Annotated in this window: 14 protein-coding genes and 1 riboswitch; of the genes, 11 read left to right on the forward strand and 3 right to left on the reverse strand. The window is 42.5% G+C overall.

The genetic code is table 11. The features are described 5' to 3' along the window. Window positions 1-234 precede the first annotated feature (234 nt). Window positions 235-564 carry a hypothetical protein gene (locus GQR93_RS03050; protein WP_225442045.1) on the forward strand — a complete coding sequence of 110 codons (330 nt, stop codon included), beginning with the start codon at window positions 235-237 and terminating at the stop codon, window positions 562-564. A 48-nt stretch (window positions 565-612) separates the two neighbouring features. Here the strand turns inward: GQR93_RS03050 and GQR93_RS03055 are convergent, their stop codons facing one another. The 3 genes from GQR93_RS03055 to GQR93_RS03065 all read right to left on the reverse strand — a co-directional run bounded on the left by GQR93_RS03055 (window position 613) and on the right by GQR93_RS03065 (window position 3,507). After that, window positions 613-1,059 carry a hypothetical protein gene (locus tag GQR93_RS03055; RefSeq protein WP_003552117.1) on the reverse strand — a complete coding sequence of 149 codons (447 nt, stop codon included), beginning with the start codon at window positions 1,057-1,059 and terminating at the stop codon, window positions 613-615. A 33-nt stretch (window positions 1,060-1,092) separates the two neighbouring features. Then, window positions 1,093-2,511: a 23S rRNA (uracil(1939)-C(5))-methyltransferase RlmD gene (gene rlmD / locus GQR93_RS03060; protein ID WP_003552118.1), complete on the reverse strand. Its 1,419-nt coding sequence runs from the start codon at window positions 2,509-2,511 to the stop codon at window positions 1,093-1,095. 147 nt (window positions 2,512-2,658) lie between these two features. Next, window positions 2,659-3,507: an aldo/keto reductase gene (locus tag GQR93_RS03065; protein ID WP_003552119.1), complete on the reverse strand. Its 849-nt coding sequence runs from the start codon at window positions 3,505-3,507 to the stop codon at window positions 2,659-2,661. A gap of 270 nt (window positions 3,508-3,777) precedes the next feature. Between GQR93_RS03065 and GQR93_RS03070 the strand changes: the two genes are divergently transcribed. The 10 genes from GQR93_RS03070 to GQR93_RS03115 all read left to right on the forward strand — a co-directional run bounded on the left by GQR93_RS03070 (window position 3,778) and on the right by GQR93_RS03115 (window position 14,880). Continuing rightward, complete coding sequence (locus GQR93_RS03070) at window positions 3,778-4,635, forward strand: oxidoreductase (RefSeq protein ID WP_003552120.1); 858 nt, start codon at window positions 3,778-3,780, stop codon at window positions 4,633-4,635. A 733-nt stretch (window positions 4,636-5,368) separates the two neighbouring features. After that, a riboswitch (TPP riboswitch) is annotated at window positions 5,369-5,476 on the forward strand. A 158-nt stretch (window positions 5,477-5,634) separates the two neighbouring features. After that, the gene (gene thiM / locus GQR93_RS03075) at window positions 5,635-6,423 is read left to right on the forward strand and encodes a hydroxyethylthiazole kinase (RefSeq protein WP_003552123.1); all 789 of its coding nucleotides are present in this window, start codon (window positions 5,635-5,637) and stop codon (window positions 6,421-6,423) included. 47 nt (window positions 6,424-6,470) lie between these two features. Beyond that, window positions 6,471-7,289 carry a bifunctional hydroxymethylpyrimidine kinase/phosphomethylpyrimidine kinase gene (thiD, locus tag GQR93_RS03080; protein ID WP_003552125.1) on the forward strand — a complete coding sequence of 273 codons (819 nt, stop codon included), beginning with the start codon at window positions 6,471-6,473 and terminating at the stop codon, window positions 7,287-7,289. Further along, window positions 7,289-7,945 carry a thiamine phosphate synthase gene (gene thiE, locus GQR93_RS03085; protein WP_159298689.1) on the forward strand — a complete coding sequence of 219 codons (657 nt, stop codon included), beginning with the start codon at window positions 7,289-7,291 and terminating at the stop codon, window positions 7,943-7,945. The genes thiD and thiE overlap by 1 nt, the downstream gene beginning before the upstream one ends. A 70-nt stretch (window positions 7,946-8,015) precedes the next feature. After that, window positions 8,016-8,870, forward strand: a complete 855-nt coding sequence (locus GQR93_RS03090) for a hypothetical protein (RefSeq protein WP_003552129.1) — start codon at window positions 8,016-8,018, stop codon at window positions 8,868-8,870. Between the two features lie 388 nt (window positions 8,871-9,258). After that, a complete protein-coding gene (locus GQR93_RS03095; RefSeq protein ID WP_035444306.1) occupies window positions 9,259-10,830 on the forward strand; it encodes a hypothetical protein in 1,572 nt (523 codons plus the stop codon). A 312-nt stretch (window positions 10,831-11,142) separates the two neighbouring features. After that, entirely contained in the window at window positions 11,143-11,934 is a 792-nt protein-coding gene (locus tag GQR93_RS03100) for an ABC transporter ATP-binding protein (RefSeq protein ID WP_003552135.1), read from the forward strand. Further along, a complete protein-coding gene (locus tag GQR93_RS03105) occupies window positions 11,931-12,911 on the forward strand; it encodes a FecCD family ABC transporter permease (protein ID WP_159298690.1) in 981 nt (326 codons plus the stop codon). The genes GQR93_RS03100 and GQR93_RS03105 overlap by 4 nt, the downstream gene beginning before the upstream one ends. Then, window positions 12,908-13,909: a FecCD family ABC transporter permease gene (locus GQR93_RS03110; protein ID WP_003552139.1), complete on the forward strand. Its 1,002-nt coding sequence runs from the start codon at window positions 12,908-12,910 to the stop codon at window positions 13,907-13,909. Before GQR93_RS03105 ends, GQR93_RS03110 begins: the two co-directional genes overlap by 4 nt. Next, a complete protein-coding gene (locus GQR93_RS03115; protein WP_003552141.1) occupies window positions 13,909-14,880 on the forward strand; it encodes an ABC transporter substrate-binding protein in 972 nt (323 codons plus the stop codon). The genes GQR93_RS03110 and GQR93_RS03115 overlap by 1 nt, the downstream gene beginning before the upstream one ends. Window positions 14,881-15,085: the final 205 nt, after the last annotated feature.

Consider the following 15,085-nt stretch of genomic DNA (forward strand, 5'->3'; position numbering starts at 1 on the left):
TTTGCATATTCACAATAAAAAGTAGTTCATTATTTACTTCCCACAAAATCTCCCACAAACTTGTGGTAAGTAGTGATTAAAAATTAAAAATGCATATTTTGTTTGGCTATACGTAAGGATAATAAAACTTAATAAAATGGTATTGCAAATCCTTTCGATGTTGTGCCTAATTTGGCCTACGTCTTTATTTTCACAATGTGGAGTGTTTCGTTTGAAATTCTGGTGAGGGAGTTATTGAAGATTCACCGGCCGGATTCGAAATTGGCTCGGGTGCTTCGGCATGATCGTCGGTCTCTCTATTCAGATGTGATTAACGTGTTAATTTTTATTGGCGTTTTCTTTGTGCCGATCATCGGGTTGATTGGTCGCTTCTTTGTGACGGCACTTTGGGTATTCCCATATCGAATTCCGGCAGGGGTTCCCAAGGCAGAAGTAAAGCAGGGAGAAACACCGAATATTGATGAGAAGCGTGTGCAGGAACGACAACAGTTGGTTAAGGAGGGAATTGCCGTAGAAAAGCCAAAGAAAAAGCACAAACTATTTTTCTTAAGACCTCGAAAATAAAAAAATGACGTGCAGTCGTATTGAATCATACGACTAGACGTCATTTTTTTAATTTTGATTGTCACTTTTATCCTTAAGATAGCGGGCACTGATTAGCAATTCTTTTGAACGCTGATCTGCAGGCGCATACCCCAGCTTAAACAGATGTTTAAAGTACATCATGTTGTAAATAAGCATCCAGATAACGCCGAGAAAATATTCACCGGTATAAAAGGTAATGCTGAGCGGTTGAACCAGATACATTGATAATCCCATACCGACAATGACTTCAACGCCCAGCATACAGAAGAAATTATACCAATCGGATCGAAAGACCGGTACCAGGATTTGGAAGAAGAGTGCCGTGAATGAAAGGCCAACCTTTGCAATCCTGATCTGACCGGTTTCTTTGTTAACGACCGTCGCAAAGTTAGGCGGGATTGGAATTAAATTCCGTGGGTCATTATCGTTATTGTCATTGTTATCATTATTACCATTCCCGAATGGATTTTGCATGGTAGTCTCCCTTCTTAATGGTGTTTCAAAAGGTTATTTCTTTTTAAATTTGACAACACATTCGCATCGTGATGTTTGCGGCATTAAATCAACAGATTGAATGTATTCGACATTATACTTCCGAGTTAATTTTACTAGATCTCGCGCCAAAGTCGAAGGATTACATGAAATATACACGAACTTTTTAGGCGTAATATCCAGAATGGTATCAATTAGAGAATCTGCCAATCCGGTTCGTGGCGGATCAACAATCATTGCGGTTGGGTTCCAACCATCTTCAATCCAAAGGGGCAGTAGCTTCTCAGCTTCACCGACTTCATAAAGTGCATTGACAATCCCATTCTTAATGGCGTTGGCATTTGCATCATCAACGGCATCTTTAATGGTGTCCATGCCACGAACTTCACGAACCTGACGGGCAACCGAGAGACCAATTGTACCAACCCCGGAATAGGCATCGACTAATTTCTCCTTACCAGAGAGCTCCAATGCTTTAAAAGCCTCTTGATAAAGGACAGCTGTCATTTCAGGATTGACTTGTAGAAAGGCCCTTGCGGATAGATCGAAAGATAAATTGTTTAGAACCTCGGTAATTTTATCCTTGCCGGCCAAATGAATGGTTTCTTCACCCCAAACCAGGGATGTTTTACCTGGATTAACGTTCTGCATGACCGATACAACTTCTGGCAGATCGTGATCAATGCGTTCAAGCAATTGATGCTTTTTAAGTAATTTTTTGCTCTGCGTAATGAATGTGACCTGGGCTTCATCAGTTGCAGTGGCGGCACGAACAACGACCGTTTTGATAATGCCGGCGTTTTTTTCTTCATCATAAACCGGAATTCCCAAGTCGTCGATCATCTCAACAACGGCACGCATGACTTTCATCGTGAGCGGGTACTGTAAAGCGGACGTCTTTAAATCAACTACAGTGTGACTGCGATGCTTGTACAATCCGGCAATCACCTTTTGACCATCGTTTCTGATTTGAAAAGTGGCCTTGTTTCGATAGTGGATTGGATCATCCATCCCGATTGTCGGTAACAATTTGTATTTTCGATAGCCTGCTGGCTTGTATTTTTCCAGTGAGTCTTTAATGACATCACGTTTAAATTCAAGTTGTTTTGGATATGCCAGATTTTCTAATTCAAAACCGCCGACTTCATTGGCATAATCATCGACTGGCTGAACACGATCTTCACTTTTTCTTAGAATTTCGATTAAGTCTGCTCGAATAAAATTGTTTAAATCTTCAGTGACTTCAACAACGACTTTTTCAGTAGGAAGTGCACCCGGCACGAAGACCAGCTTATGTTCATAATAGCCGATTCCCTCACCGTTGATGCCCAGCCGTTTAATTGTTAATTTTAATTGTTCACCTTGTTCAACGTGAACTTGTGGTTTGTTAGTATACATGAAACCTTCCTTATATCTATAGTTATTAAGTATCATAGCACACAGTAGGGGGCTTTCGCACCTGCTTGTGCTTTATTGAGGTTATTAATAAAAACAAAAAGCCCGATTCTTTTCATTCGATGTGAATGGGGAATCGGGTTTTCGTAACGGTTGATTATTTAAGGCTATTATTAAAAATGACGATTACCAGGTTGCGGTATCCGGATCGATTGCCAAACCGGCCTTGCCGTGAAACCCATCGATCGTTTTCATATCAATATTGGATAAATTAAAATCAAAGATATCGGCATTTTCCTTGATGTACTTTTCGTGAACCGATTTTGGCAGCGGTAGGAATCCGTGTTGAAGTGACCAGCGCAAAACAACCTGAGCGGGAGTTTTGCCGTATTTTCGGCCAATCGGTGCCAATTCGGGAATCTTAAAAATACCACCGGTCCCGAGTGGACTGTATGCTTCGGTTAAAATGTCATGGTTATTGTTGTAGTTAACGACGCCTGGCTGCATGTCCGACGGATTGATAAACAACTGGTTGACCATTGGCTTTACTTTGGCTGTTTCCAGCAACGCATCCAAGTGTTTTTCACGGAAATTGGAAACACCGATCGCTTTGGCAGTACCGTTTGCATAAAATTCTTCCATGGCCCGCCATGAGTCGGTGTTTGCTTGCTGCCAATTTTGACGAAAGTCGATTGGATTTGGCCAATGGATCAGATAAAGGTCAACATAATCCAAACGTAATTTTTCGAGTGAACGGCCGAATGCTTCTTTGGTAGCCTCGTAGCCATGATCGGCATTCCATAATTTGGTCGTGACGAAAAGGTCTTCGCGGCTGACACCACTATCAATAATGGCCTGACCGACGCTTTCTTCGTTGCCATAGGCAGCAGCGGTATCGATGTGGCGATAGCCGGCATTTAATGCGGCTAAAACGGCGTGATAGGCCTCGTCGCCGTTTGCAGACTGCCAGGTACCAAAACCTACTTGAGGGATTTTAACCCCGTTTGAAAGGGTATACGTATCAGTTAATGACATTTGTAAAGCCTCCTAGTGTTTGACTAACAACTACAGCGTTAATCGTACTGGAAAATTGACTACGCGACAAGTATCATGGATCATCATTTGATTAACGCCATTGTGAATTGCCCCTTGGCTTGTAAATTGGGACAAATAATATCATATTTTTCGGGTTAGCGGAAGGCTTCGTGTGATGGGAAAAGCATGCAACGGTGATATAATTAAAGCATTAGAAAGTTGATCACTCAACGTTACTCGGATTCAGATAATGGAAGGACGGGATTGCTTATGAGCCGAAAAGTTGCCATTGTAACCGGCGCTTCATCCGGAATTGGCAAGCAGATTGCAAAAAATCTGCACCGAAACGGGATGGAAGTTTATGCCGTATCAAGAAAAGTCTACCAAATGAACGAATTGGATGACTTGGGAATTCACACGCGTCATCTTGATGTAACGGATTATGAGGAAGTGGATCGGGTTGTTAATCAAATTGCCAAGGAAACCGGTAGAATTGATGTTTTGGTTAATAATGCCGGGTTGGGCGTTTTTGGCCCGGCAGAAGAAGTTGATTTGGCTGAAGGCGAGTACGAGTTCAAAGTAAATGTGTTTGCCGCGATGAAAATGATTCAGGCTGTTTTACCATTTATGCGAAAGCAAAAGAGCGGTCGAATTGTGAATATTTCTTCGATCGATGGTAAAATTTACAATTTACTTGGAAGTTGGTATGTAGGCTCCAAATTTGCCATTGAGGGTATTAGTGATGCCTTAAGGCTTGAGTTGAAGCCGTTTGGTATAGATGTTGTCGTGATTGAACCCGGTGCTGTTAAGTCTTCGTGGAAAGATACCGCTACCGGAAAAATGGTTGAAAAGGCAGCTGAGGGGCCTTATGAAAAGCTGGCACGTCTATCAGCAGACTTTTTCTCCCTGTCCTATAAGTTTGCCTCTGAGCCCAGGGTAGTTGCCAGGATGGTTGACAGGGCGGCTTTTTCAAGGCGACCGAAAACACGTTATGCGGGAGGGGCAGGCGCCAAGCCGATACTATTCATGAGAAAAGTATTACCGGATAAATGTTTCGATTCGTTACTGACCGCACTTAGTAAATATGCCCAAAAGGTCTTGAATAAACAGACGGCGTTTAATAGGTAGTGTGCGGATCAAAGCGGTTAACGTTCGGAGTGTAAGGCGTTCATTTCGGAAATCTGGGGTTTGGATTTTTGAAATGGATCCCTTACATGCAGAACGTTGCTTTGAGGAGCAGTCCTAATAAGTGTGCGGAACAAAGCGGTTAGCATCCGGAGCATAAAGCGTCAATTGGGAAATCCCGGGTTTGGATTTTGGAAATCGATCTCTTATATGGAGTGGTGCTGGTTAGAGGAGCAGTCCTAAGGTAAGTGTGCGGAACAAAGCGGTTAGCATCTGGAGCATAAGGCGTCAAATTGGGAAATCCCGAACTTGGATTTTTCAATTTGATCCCTTATGAGGAATGATGCTGCTTTGAGGAGCAGTCCTAGACAGTGTGCGGAGTCAGCCTGGGACAAGCCGGGGTACAAAGCAAGCGGCAGGAAATTCCCGTTCCTGGAATTTTGTGGCGATTGTTTTGTATGCAGGTTTGTGGCTGATGGAGCAGTCCTAAGATAGTGTGCGGATCTAACCGGTTAGCACCCGGAATCAGCCCCAAAAAATAATTAAATTTGTACGTTATTTATTTGCAAAGCGCTTCATTATATGTGAAAATGATGATGTTAGATATGTAAAGGAAAAATGTGAATTTCTTTCTGAGGGGAAGAATTCGGGGATGTGGCAAATTCAAGCCTTGCTGGATCCTCTTTTTTCTTGTCCTTATTGACTAGGAAAGCGATATCAATTATTCTTAAATTAAGCACAACACTAGGGGTGCCGCCAGAAGCGGTTGAGATGGATCTGTTCGGTCTGGTCCCTTGGAACCTGTAAGACAATGCTTGCGTAGGGAAAGTGACAGTGAGGGTGTGAACCATCCGAAATTTTAAGGTATTTTTGAGATGGGGCACGTTTAAGATGGTTGCCTAGTATTCTGCCATCACTTAATTCAACTCTATACGTGAACAACTTTGGACTGCAGGCAATGATGAATTGTCGCGGTCCTATTTTATTTTAAGGAGAAATATAATGAAAATTGATTTATTAAATACACTACGAGAAAAAAATCCAATTGCTTTTAACATCTCTAATTTTGTGACCGTTCAGGACGTTGCAAACGGTATTAATGCACTGGGGGCTTCGCCAATTATGTCTGAAGAGAAAAATGAGGCCGAAGCAATGGTTAAAATGGCCAACTCGGTCACAATTAATCTGGGTGCATTTACCGAGCAGCAGCTCACTCAAATTGATACGGTAATGACGTTTGCCAACCAATATCATAAGCCAATCGTGGTTGATCCCGTAGCCGTTGGTGCTGTGCAATACCGTTTGGAACGGTGTAACGAGCTGCTTGCTCAAAAGCAGGTAAACGTTATTCGAGGCAATGCTGGCGAAATTGCTGCCTTGGCAGGTGTTGAATGGAACGCTAAGGGGATTGATGCCGGTGAAGGTGCCGGGGATTTGGTTGAAATTGCTAAAAAGTTGGCGAATAAATACAATTGCACAGTTGTTGAAAGTGGGAAAACCGATATCATTACAAATGGTGATGCGGTGGTTAAAGTGTTCAATGAATCTGATTTATTCAAATTGCATGTTGGATCCGGTGATATGCTTTCAAGTACAATTGGCTGTTTTGTAGGAGTTGAAGATGATTACTTTGAAGCCGCCCAAACAGCCGTTGTGGTTTTTGATGTTGCGGGTGAAGTTGTTGCTAAAGCAATGGACAAGCCGCTTGCCGGTTCATTTGGACCACAATTAATTGACGAGTTGCATTTAATCGATACGAAAACGGTTGAAAAGTATGCAAACTTTGAGTAATCACATCTTTAACCAGTGAAGAATGGATAAGCAAAGGAGAAATAAAAATGGTTAACGAAACGGTTCAAGCTCTTACGATTGCAGGAACTGACAGTGGCGGTGGCGCCGGCGTTATGGCAGACATTAAGACAATGCAGGAACGTCATGTCTTCTCGGCGGCTGTGGTAGTCGCGGTTACTGCGCAAAATACAATTGGCGTTCAGGACTTTATGGCAATGCCAAAGAAAATGATTGATGAGCAATTTGCATCAGTAGCGGATGACTTAAAAATCCGGGCATGCAAGACCGGTATGCTGGCTGATGTGCCGACTGTTGAAGCAGTTGTCGAAAATTTAAAAAAGTATGATTTGGGGCCGTTAACGGTTGATCCGGTCATGATTGCCAAGGGTGGTGCACGTTTACTATCAGAGGATGCCATTAGCACTGTCCGTGAAAAGCTATTGCCGTTGGCTGATATTTTAACGCCCAACCTGCCGGAAGCAGAAGAATTGGCCGGCATGAAAATCAATGATCATGATCAAATGATTCAGGCCGCTAAAAAGCTTCAAAGCATGGGTGTTAAAAACGTGTTGATTAAGGGCGGTCACCAGGTTGAATCAAAAGAATCCTCTGATTTTATTTTGCTTGAAACCGGTCATTCCTTTTGGGTCAGTTCACCAAGGGTCGACACTAAGCGGACGCATGGAACAGGAGATACACTCTCTTCATGTATCACAGCTGAACTAGCGAAGGGGAGCGATGTTGAAACGGCTATTCGCACCGGTAAGAAATATGTTCAGGCTACTATTGCAAACGGCATTCAGGTAGGACACGGTCATGGGCCGCTGAATCACTGGGCCAAGATTGACAAAGAGGGTGACGACTGATGGCAATGGCATTTAAAGTCGGTATGTTACGGGCGTATTTTATTGCCGGCACACAAGATATTAAAAAGTCAAATCTGACGTTACCAGAGGTACTTACTCAAGCTTTACAGTCAGGCATTACCGCGTTTCAGTATCGTGAAAAAGGCGCCGGATCTCTCTCGGAAGAGAAAAAGGTTGATATGGCGCATACACTTCGGAAGCTTTGCGAAACCTACAAAATTCCGTTTATCGTGGATGACGATGTTGATTTGGCACTTGAAACAGCGGCTGACGGTATTCATGTTGGCCAAAAAGACGAGCGGGTAACGAAAGTGATTCAACAAGTCGGCACAACAATGTTTGTTGGGCTTTCCTGTGATACAAAAGAGCAGGTTGCCATTGCCAATGAAACCGAGGGTATTAGTTACATAGGAAGTGGTCCTGTGTATCCAACTGGTTCAAAAGCAGATGCCGATCCGGTGATTGGGATAGCCGGTTTAAAGAAGCTGGTTCAGTCCAGCCGGTTGCCTGTCGTTGCAATTGGTGGGATTACCGAGGAAAACATTTCTGAATTGCCACAAACAGGAGTGGCTGGTGCGTCTGTTATTTCCATGATTGCCCAAAGCAACGACATTAGGCGAACCGTTACGAGAATGCGGGCTGTCTTCGAAAAGTAATTCCTTTGCTAAAGTCACCGGGGTACCGTATGATGAAAGTAATAAATCTCGATGATTGGCAGTGAAAAGGATGACGACTCAATCAACGCGGAGCCTCTCCGCACAATTTCGTAAGATACAGCAACAAATTGATAACAGTAAGCCGGGGAAAATTATTGCCAACACAAAATTAAACGGCAACCAGCACAGGTTTAAGGTGCAGTCTCATGGTAAGTCAATTGATTTTAACGGTCCTGAATGGTTGGTAGATAGTTTTCGACAGGCAAGTGAAAATGGTAAGCAGCTTGAAGATAAATATCCGGCCCACAAAGAATTTTTTGAACGGATTGCCAAGCTTCATTGGACATGGATTGACCAGATGCCATTGAACTCTGAGCGCATCGACAGGCTCTTAAAGCTTGATGATCATGAGCTGAATCAAGTGTTTGTCGATACCTTGATTCGGGATTCCCACAACTTACTTAATCAAAACCTGGATGATTTGGCGGCTTCTTTGGATAATGGTCATGCCAAACAAATTAAAATTGTTAAACGACTGATTTACCAAGCACACGATAATTACATCGTTTTGTTTAATTTGCTGTTTTCAATTCTAGAAATGGTAACCGTTCAAAAATATGGTCAGTCGCGAACGGCTACCTGGAACTATAATCCGTCTCTAAATGAGATTAAACGGATAAACGAGCAAATCAAAACGGATCGGCATAAGCAGTTTGGCCGGCTACTTGAGTTGAATGAATTGGATGTTTTGTCGGGGTTATACAAATTCTTTGATTTTAACTCCTATCATTTACAGACAATGCCATACTCCAGACATACGGTTGAACATGGAAAGTTTGATCCAAATAATTATACCTTTACCGAATTCATGCAATTGGTGCTTCTTAGTAGAAATATTGCGGTTTCCTTGAAAGGAGAGAAGTAGGCCACTGATACTGTTACCTAGCCGAAACGTGCGCCAAAAAACAGCTCCCTGCCATATAAGTAAATAAATCCAATATTCAAGTCCAGAATATTAGTTGATCACTGTTACCTAGCCGAAACGTGCGCCAAAAAACAGCTCCCGGCCATATAAGCAATCAAATCCAATATTCAAACCCAGAATATTCGATTTGATCGCTTATATTCTGGGAGCTAATCGTTTTCTGTCGCACTCTTTTCTTCAGAAATGTTACACTATAGTTACTTGCTCGTTACATTTATTGAGTTTCAGTGAAAACGAGGGCATAAGCCTTGTACTTTTTCTGATAAATCGTTATAAATGAATGTGAGTCATGTATTTTTTATTTTACAAATTAAGGTGGGGATATGTAATGAAGGGACATTTTAAGTTTGCTGTAATGACAGCTCTCTTATTTGCGTCCGCCGGAATATTCGGAATCGCTGCTAACGCCAATGCTGACGTTATCGATGCACCCGGCTCGGCTGGCTCAATCAAACAAGTTAATGCCGGTAACGTGTTAAAAGATTATGACGAAGAGGCTCTTAACACAGTTAATAATGATACGCCTCAGGGGAATACGTCGAAGAAATACGCGAAGTATGATCTTGATCCATCAGGCTATAACTATGCTAACTCCTATTCAACAATTTCAGGTAGTTCGCAATCAAATACATTTAAGACCAAATGGTTCTTACCAGATGGTTTTAACGTTTCCAACCTGCAACACGGTAACTTCCAAAGTGTCACTATGGATGATAGCGGAAACGTTTACTTCGTTGAATCGAATGGTACCAATACAAACCAAGGGGCAATCGTTAAGTTTAATATGGCTAAGCTGCAGCAGCTCGGTGTCAACAACGATCCTTTAGCTTTGTGGCAAGCATTTGATTACTTTAACCCTTACACAACGGATGGAACGGCACATAACCAGGAATACGAAGATGCGTACAATCAAATGAAAGGGTCATTTGATCAGATTAAGACGTTAACCAATACGCTTAACCAGAATAAATCTTGGCAGAATAATCAGAATAACTACCAGAATAATGCGCAAAAATGGTATTATTACTGGAAAAATAAGAAATCTAAGAATCAAAAAATTGTGAAATCTGCCAAGTATTCTTATGCTTCCAAGCAAAAGGCCAAGAAGGTTGTTAAACAGGCAACTGCTAAGATGGCACAATGGATGAAGTCATATCAGATGCATAAGAAGAAGGTTGCCAACTACAACAAGAAGATCACATCCATTCAAAACCAGATCAACACTTATCAAAGTCAGGTTGATGCGGTTAAGGCACAAAATCCTGAGATGTTTAAGTATGTTGATATCGCTCAAACCGCACAGTTGTCTCCAGAGGTTGACATAGGTCATGGTCAGACATTGGCTTTCAACCCACAAAACAAACACATTTATCTTGCTGAAGATAACACGTTAACCGATTTGAAGACACGTGATGATAACAACACGGTTCTTGAAATGGATCCGAATACGTTGAACCCAATTCGTGAATATAACTTCAAGATGTATCACGGCGACAGTGCCAACCTTCAGTTGCATACACTTGCGTTTGATAAGAGTGGTAATGCATACTGGGGTCGTAAATATGGCAAGGGATATATCTTGTTCTATGGTCGTTTAGATGAAAACGGTGTCTCTTTCCAAGCTTCACAAAACATGGTTGGAAACCGTGGTGGTAACACCAACCAAGGGATGAGTTATAACCCACAGAATGATCGGGTTTACTTTGTTTCCGATGATATTTTAACGTCTATTCCGGCTGAAAAAGTCCGGGATAGTAACTTCACTGCTGATGATATTCACTATCAAGCATTTGATTCAAAACGTGAGTTTGAAAGCTTAACGTTTGACCAAGATGGTTATGGCTACTTGTTGGCATTATGGCCACCTGAGTTAATGCAATCAACAGCACCATTAAATTAAACACTGAATTTCCGAACTTAATGATTAAATCAGACATCTGATAGTAATGGAATATTTTAAAAAGGCTCTTGCAACGGTAATGAAAACGTTGTAAGAGCCTTTTTAATAACAGAAACAAGTAAAAACATTATGAATTTTATTCTAATTGTATTAAAAAATATATTGACAATGGTAATAATCCGCAAGTATACTTAGCGTATTGATTTCTGGGGGGATTTGGCAAAGCTTTATTTTGTCGGATCCCCTCTTACTTTTTAATAAATTAGAATCATTATCATAATGATGTCGTTCTAAAATATAGGGGCTGAAAAGATGACAGATAGTTTGGCAGCAAAAGATTTAACAGCAGGGTATGGACATAAAGTCGTGATTGATCATCAGGACATTTCAATTGCTCAGGGTCAGATTACCGGACTAATCGGTCCAAACGGAAGCGGCAAGTCGACTTTATTTAATGTGTTGAATGGTTTCGAGTCGCCAATTTCAGGAACGGTGACTTTAAGCGGAAAGCCGATTTCAAGGTTCAGTGCTCGCCAACGCGCACAACAGATTGCCTGTTTACCGCAGCGAACAGTTATTCCGGATGGGATTACTGTTTTTGAATTGGTTTCTTATGGACGCTATTGTCGGCAACGTGGCTTCCACCATCTGTCACAAACAGATCGAAAAGCTATTAATGACGCAATTCAGGCAGTTCACATGACCTCAAAGGCGGATGAACTGCTGACCAGTCTTTCAGGCGGTCAGCAGCAGCGGGCATTGATTGCCATGACACTTGCTCAAGACAGCCGTATCTTGATGCTTGACGAACCGACTACATACTTGGATCTGACAAATCAACTTGAGATTTTAAATCTGTTACAGGAACTAAATGCCAAGTTCCGGAAAACAATCATTATTGTGTTACATGATTTAAATGAAGCTGCCCGTTACTGTCACCGATTGGTTTGTCTGGTTGATGGTCATGTAAAGGCAACCGGCAGACCGATTGACGTTATAACAAAGGCCATTTTAGCTGATGTGTTTAAAGTTGATGGTGATATTCTTCATGATCATGGCTGCCCACAAATCATGAATTGCCATACGCTGGCAATGCCATCATGATCTTTCATAAAAAAAGAGTGTTAACCGGTTGCCTGCTGCTGGCGTTGGGGTTTGCGGTTCTGCTGGATACTTTGGGCGGTCCAAAGTGGTATGGTATATCAGAATTTTGGCGGCCTACCTCAAAATTAGCCACACAAATTCTGTGGGATGTCCGCATTCCAAGAGTGTTGGCCGCAATGCTGGTTGGCATTTTACTGGCGACTGGCGGTTTGTTGCTGCAAACAATTTCACATAATCCCTTGGCTGATCCGTCAATCATTGGTGTTAATGCCGGTGCAAATTTGGCTTTGATTGCGGGAGAATTAGCCGGACTTGCATTGACAGTTCTTAATGCTTTTTGGCTGGCGCTTATAGGTGCATTATTGGCGTTCTTGGTTGTTATCGGGTTTTCCTTAAACAAAAAGGGATTCAGCCCACTTCGATTACTACTTGGCGGCACTATTTTTTCAGGTTTTCTCAGTAGCATATCGATGGCAGTCAGTTTTATGACCAACAACACTCAACAATTTCGAGTTATTCTGGCTGGTGGTTTTAGCGGTGCCAATTATGAACAGGTCGGCTTATTGGTTCTGGTTGCGATTGTGGTGGTGGGCAGTGTCTTTTTCTTTCGGACCGAATTTACGCTGTTGGGGCTTGACCATCAAACAACCGTTGGACTGGGACTTTCTTTTAAAAAATTAATGGGGATCGCAATTGCTTTAATCGTATTAGCTGCCGGTAGTTCCGTAGCTGTAGGTGGCAACATCGGGTTTGTCGGGGTGGGCGTGCCCCAAATGGTCAATTTTGTTCATCCCGGTTCATTCAAAGCCAACGTTTTTCCGATTGCACTGTGCGGCGGCATTTTTATGCTGTTTGCCGATTTGATTTCCAAAGCAGCGGTCAGTTCTGTTGAATTACCGTTATCGGCCCTAAGTGCCATTGTCGGTGGGATCGTTTTGTTTATATTGGTGGCCTTTAAAAAGAAGGTAGTGAAATGACAAGAAGGATACGGTTAGTACTGACTTTTATGATTCTTTGCACCATTTGGATTGGGCTTTTATTGGCAGTTTTGTCATTTGGAGACATTAAATTAAATGTCGTTGAGGTCATGAAATCTTTGTTTGGACTCAGTCGGGATTTCACCACTAATTTTGTTGTTTGGCAGCTACGGTTCCCCGGCTTATTGGCATCGATTATCACGGGTGGTGAGTTGGCTGTTAGCGGTTTGATTCTGCAAATCCTGACGCATAATTCGTTGGCAGATTCCAGTATCCTTGGCATTAACGCCGGTGCGAGCCTTGGTGTTGTGATTGCCATGTTTGTATCGGCTGCAGTTGGCCTTCATTTAATGTCTTCCTGGTTGTTGCTGGCAGCACTTATTGGTGGACTTACCAGTTCCGGATTACTCATGTTGGTTGGTCGGCAACAATCCGCAATTAAAATTTTATTGGCAGGAGTAGCCTTAACGGCAGTTTTGAATGGTATTATTTTGATGCTTGAATTGGAAATGAACCAGTTTGATTTTGATAAAGTATTGGTTTGGTTGAATGGCAGTTTTTGGAATCTGGGCATGCCATTTTTAACGATCCAATTATTGTTTGGTATTGGTTTGATTATTCTGGTTATCTTAATGGTCCCGGCACTTAATGGGTTAACGTTGGGGAGTCGTGGTGCTTATGGCATTGGTGTGAACGTTAAGATGGCCGGTAATGTGTTGATGGGCGTTGCCATTTTATGTGCAACCGGGGCGGTTTTAGTTGGCGGGGCCATTAGTTTTGTTGGTTTAATGGCACCCAATATTGCCAGAAAATTAGTAGGGCAGCGGGTGACTTATTTATTGCCGACCAGTTGGTTACTCGGCTGCTGTATTATGATGCTGGCTCAGTTTGTGGCAACCAATGCGTTTGGAAAAACAGCGTTGCCGGTTGGATTAGTCGTTTCAGCGGTTACCATGCCGTATTTTATTTACTTGTTATTTTCAGAAAGGGTTGATTAATGATGAAAAAGAAACATACATATCTTAAGGTGTTGGCTGTTGCCATGATGGCACTTTTATTTTTGGCGGGTTGTGGAAAGGAAAATTCGGGCAAGTCTGCCAATAAGGGGTCGGCAAGCAGTACCAGGGTCATTCGGACTGCTTCCGGAAAAGTAAAAATTCCTACCGATCCAAAACGGATTGTGACTAATGTTTATACAGGGGATGTATTGTCGTTGGGCGGCCACGTTGTGGGTGCAACGGCCATTGATTTTGCGAGCCCATATATAACAAAGTCTCAGAAAAAAGGCATCACGAATCTTGGGTTAACGATGAAGCCGGAAGCGGTGCTGAAGTTGAAGCCTGATTTGATCGTGACGTCCAATGAGTCAGATGTGAAGTCATTGAAAAAGATTGCACCGGTTGTGTATATTCCCTACGGCACGACGGGTAATATTGAAAAAACGGCAACTAAGTTCGGTCAGGTTCTGAACCGACAAAAGCAGGCTCGGAGTTGGATTGCCAAATTTAAAAGCGAATCCGATAAGCAGTCACAGCGATTAAAAAAAGCGGGAATCAATCCGACTAAAACGTCAATCGGTATTTATGATATGCAGAACGGTAAATTATTTGTAGATGGTGCGAAATGGGGACGTGGCGGTCAAGCGTTGGTTACCGGGCTTGGATTTAAACTGCCTGCTTCTATTCAAAAGATTGACCAAGGTGCAGGCTTTCAGCAGATTTCCTTGGAGTCGTTGAAGAAGTATTCGGCAGACTGGCTGTTCTTTACAAATACAACGAGTGGAAAATCAACGAATAAGCAGGCAATTTCGGATCTAAAATCGAATCCGGTGTGGAAGAGCCTACCGGCAGTCAAAGCGGGCCATGTTGTTCAGTTGCCGGAAAATAAAATGTATTACTTTGATCCAACTGCCGTATACCAACAATTGAAATTGGTGACGGATGCAATGGTAAGAAGTGTGCGGAGCTAACCGGTTAGCACCCGGAGTATAAGACGTTGATTTCGAAAATCCCGGGCCTGGATTTTTGAAATCGATCTCTTATATGGAGTGGTGCTGGTTAGAGGAGCAGTCCTAAGAAGTGTGCGGAGCTAACCGGTTAGCACCCGGAGTGTAAGGCGTTGATTTCGAAAATCCAGGGTTTGGATTTTTGAAAGGGATCCCTTACATGCAGAAC

The sequence above is a fragment of the Lentilactobacillus hilgardii genome, assembly GCF_009832765.1.
GTDB lineage: Bacteria > Bacillota > Bacilli > Lactobacillales > Lactobacillaceae > Lentilactobacillus > Lentilactobacillus hilgardii.

What these genes read in the sequence shown, in the direction of transcription:
- GQR93_RS03095 (WP_035444306.1), top strand. Translation starts at nt 9,259, where the DNA reads ATGAAGGGACATTTTAAGTTTGCTGTAATGACAGCTCTCTTATTTGCG.
- GQR93_RS03090 (WP_003552129.1), top strand. Translation starts at nt 8,016, where the DNA reads ATGACGACTCAATCAACGCGGAGCCTCTCCGCACAATTTCGTAAGATA.
- thiE (WP_159298689.1), top strand. Translation starts at nt 7,289, where the DNA reads ATGGCAATGGCATTTAAAGTCGGTATGTTACGGGCGTATTTTATTGCC.
- rlmD (WP_003552118.1), bottom strand. Translation starts at nt 2,511, where the DNA reads ATGATACTTAATAACTATAGATATAAGGAAGGTTTCATGTATACTAAC.
- GQR93_RS03065 (WP_003552119.1), bottom strand. Translation starts at nt 3,507, where the DNA reads ATGTCATTAACTGATACGTATACCCTTTCAAACGGGGTTAAAATCCCT.
- thiM (WP_003552123.1), top strand. Translation starts at nt 5,635, where the DNA reads ATGAAAATTGATTTATTAAATACACTACGAGAAAAAAATCCAATTGCT.
- GQR93_RS03110 (WP_003552139.1), top strand. Translation starts at nt 12,908, where the DNA reads ATGACAAGAAGGATACGGTTAGTACTGACTTTTATGATTCTTTGCACC.
- GQR93_RS03100 (WP_003552135.1), top strand. Translation starts at nt 11,143, where the DNA reads ATGACAGATAGTTTGGCAGCAAAAGATTTAACAGCAGGGTATGGACAT.
- GQR93_RS03105 (WP_159298690.1), top strand. Translation starts at nt 11,931, where the DNA reads ATGATCTTTCATAAAAAAAGAGTGTTAACCGGTTGCCTGCTGCTGGCG.
- GQR93_RS03070 (WP_003552120.1), top strand. Translation starts at nt 3,778, where the DNA reads ATGAGCCGAAAAGTTGCCATTGTAACCGGCGCTTCATCCGGAATTGGC.
- GQR93_RS03055 (WP_003552117.1), bottom strand. Translation starts at nt 1,059, where the DNA reads ATGCAAAATCCATTCGGGAATGGTAATAATGATAACAATGACAATAAC.
- GQR93_RS03115 (WP_003552141.1), top strand. Translation starts at nt 13,909, where the DNA reads ATGATGAAAAAGAAACATACATATCTTAAGGTGTTGGCTGTTGCCATG.
- thiD (WP_003552125.1), top strand. Translation starts at nt 6,471, where the DNA reads ATGGTTAACGAAACGGTTCAAGCTCTTACGATTGCAGGAACTGACAGT.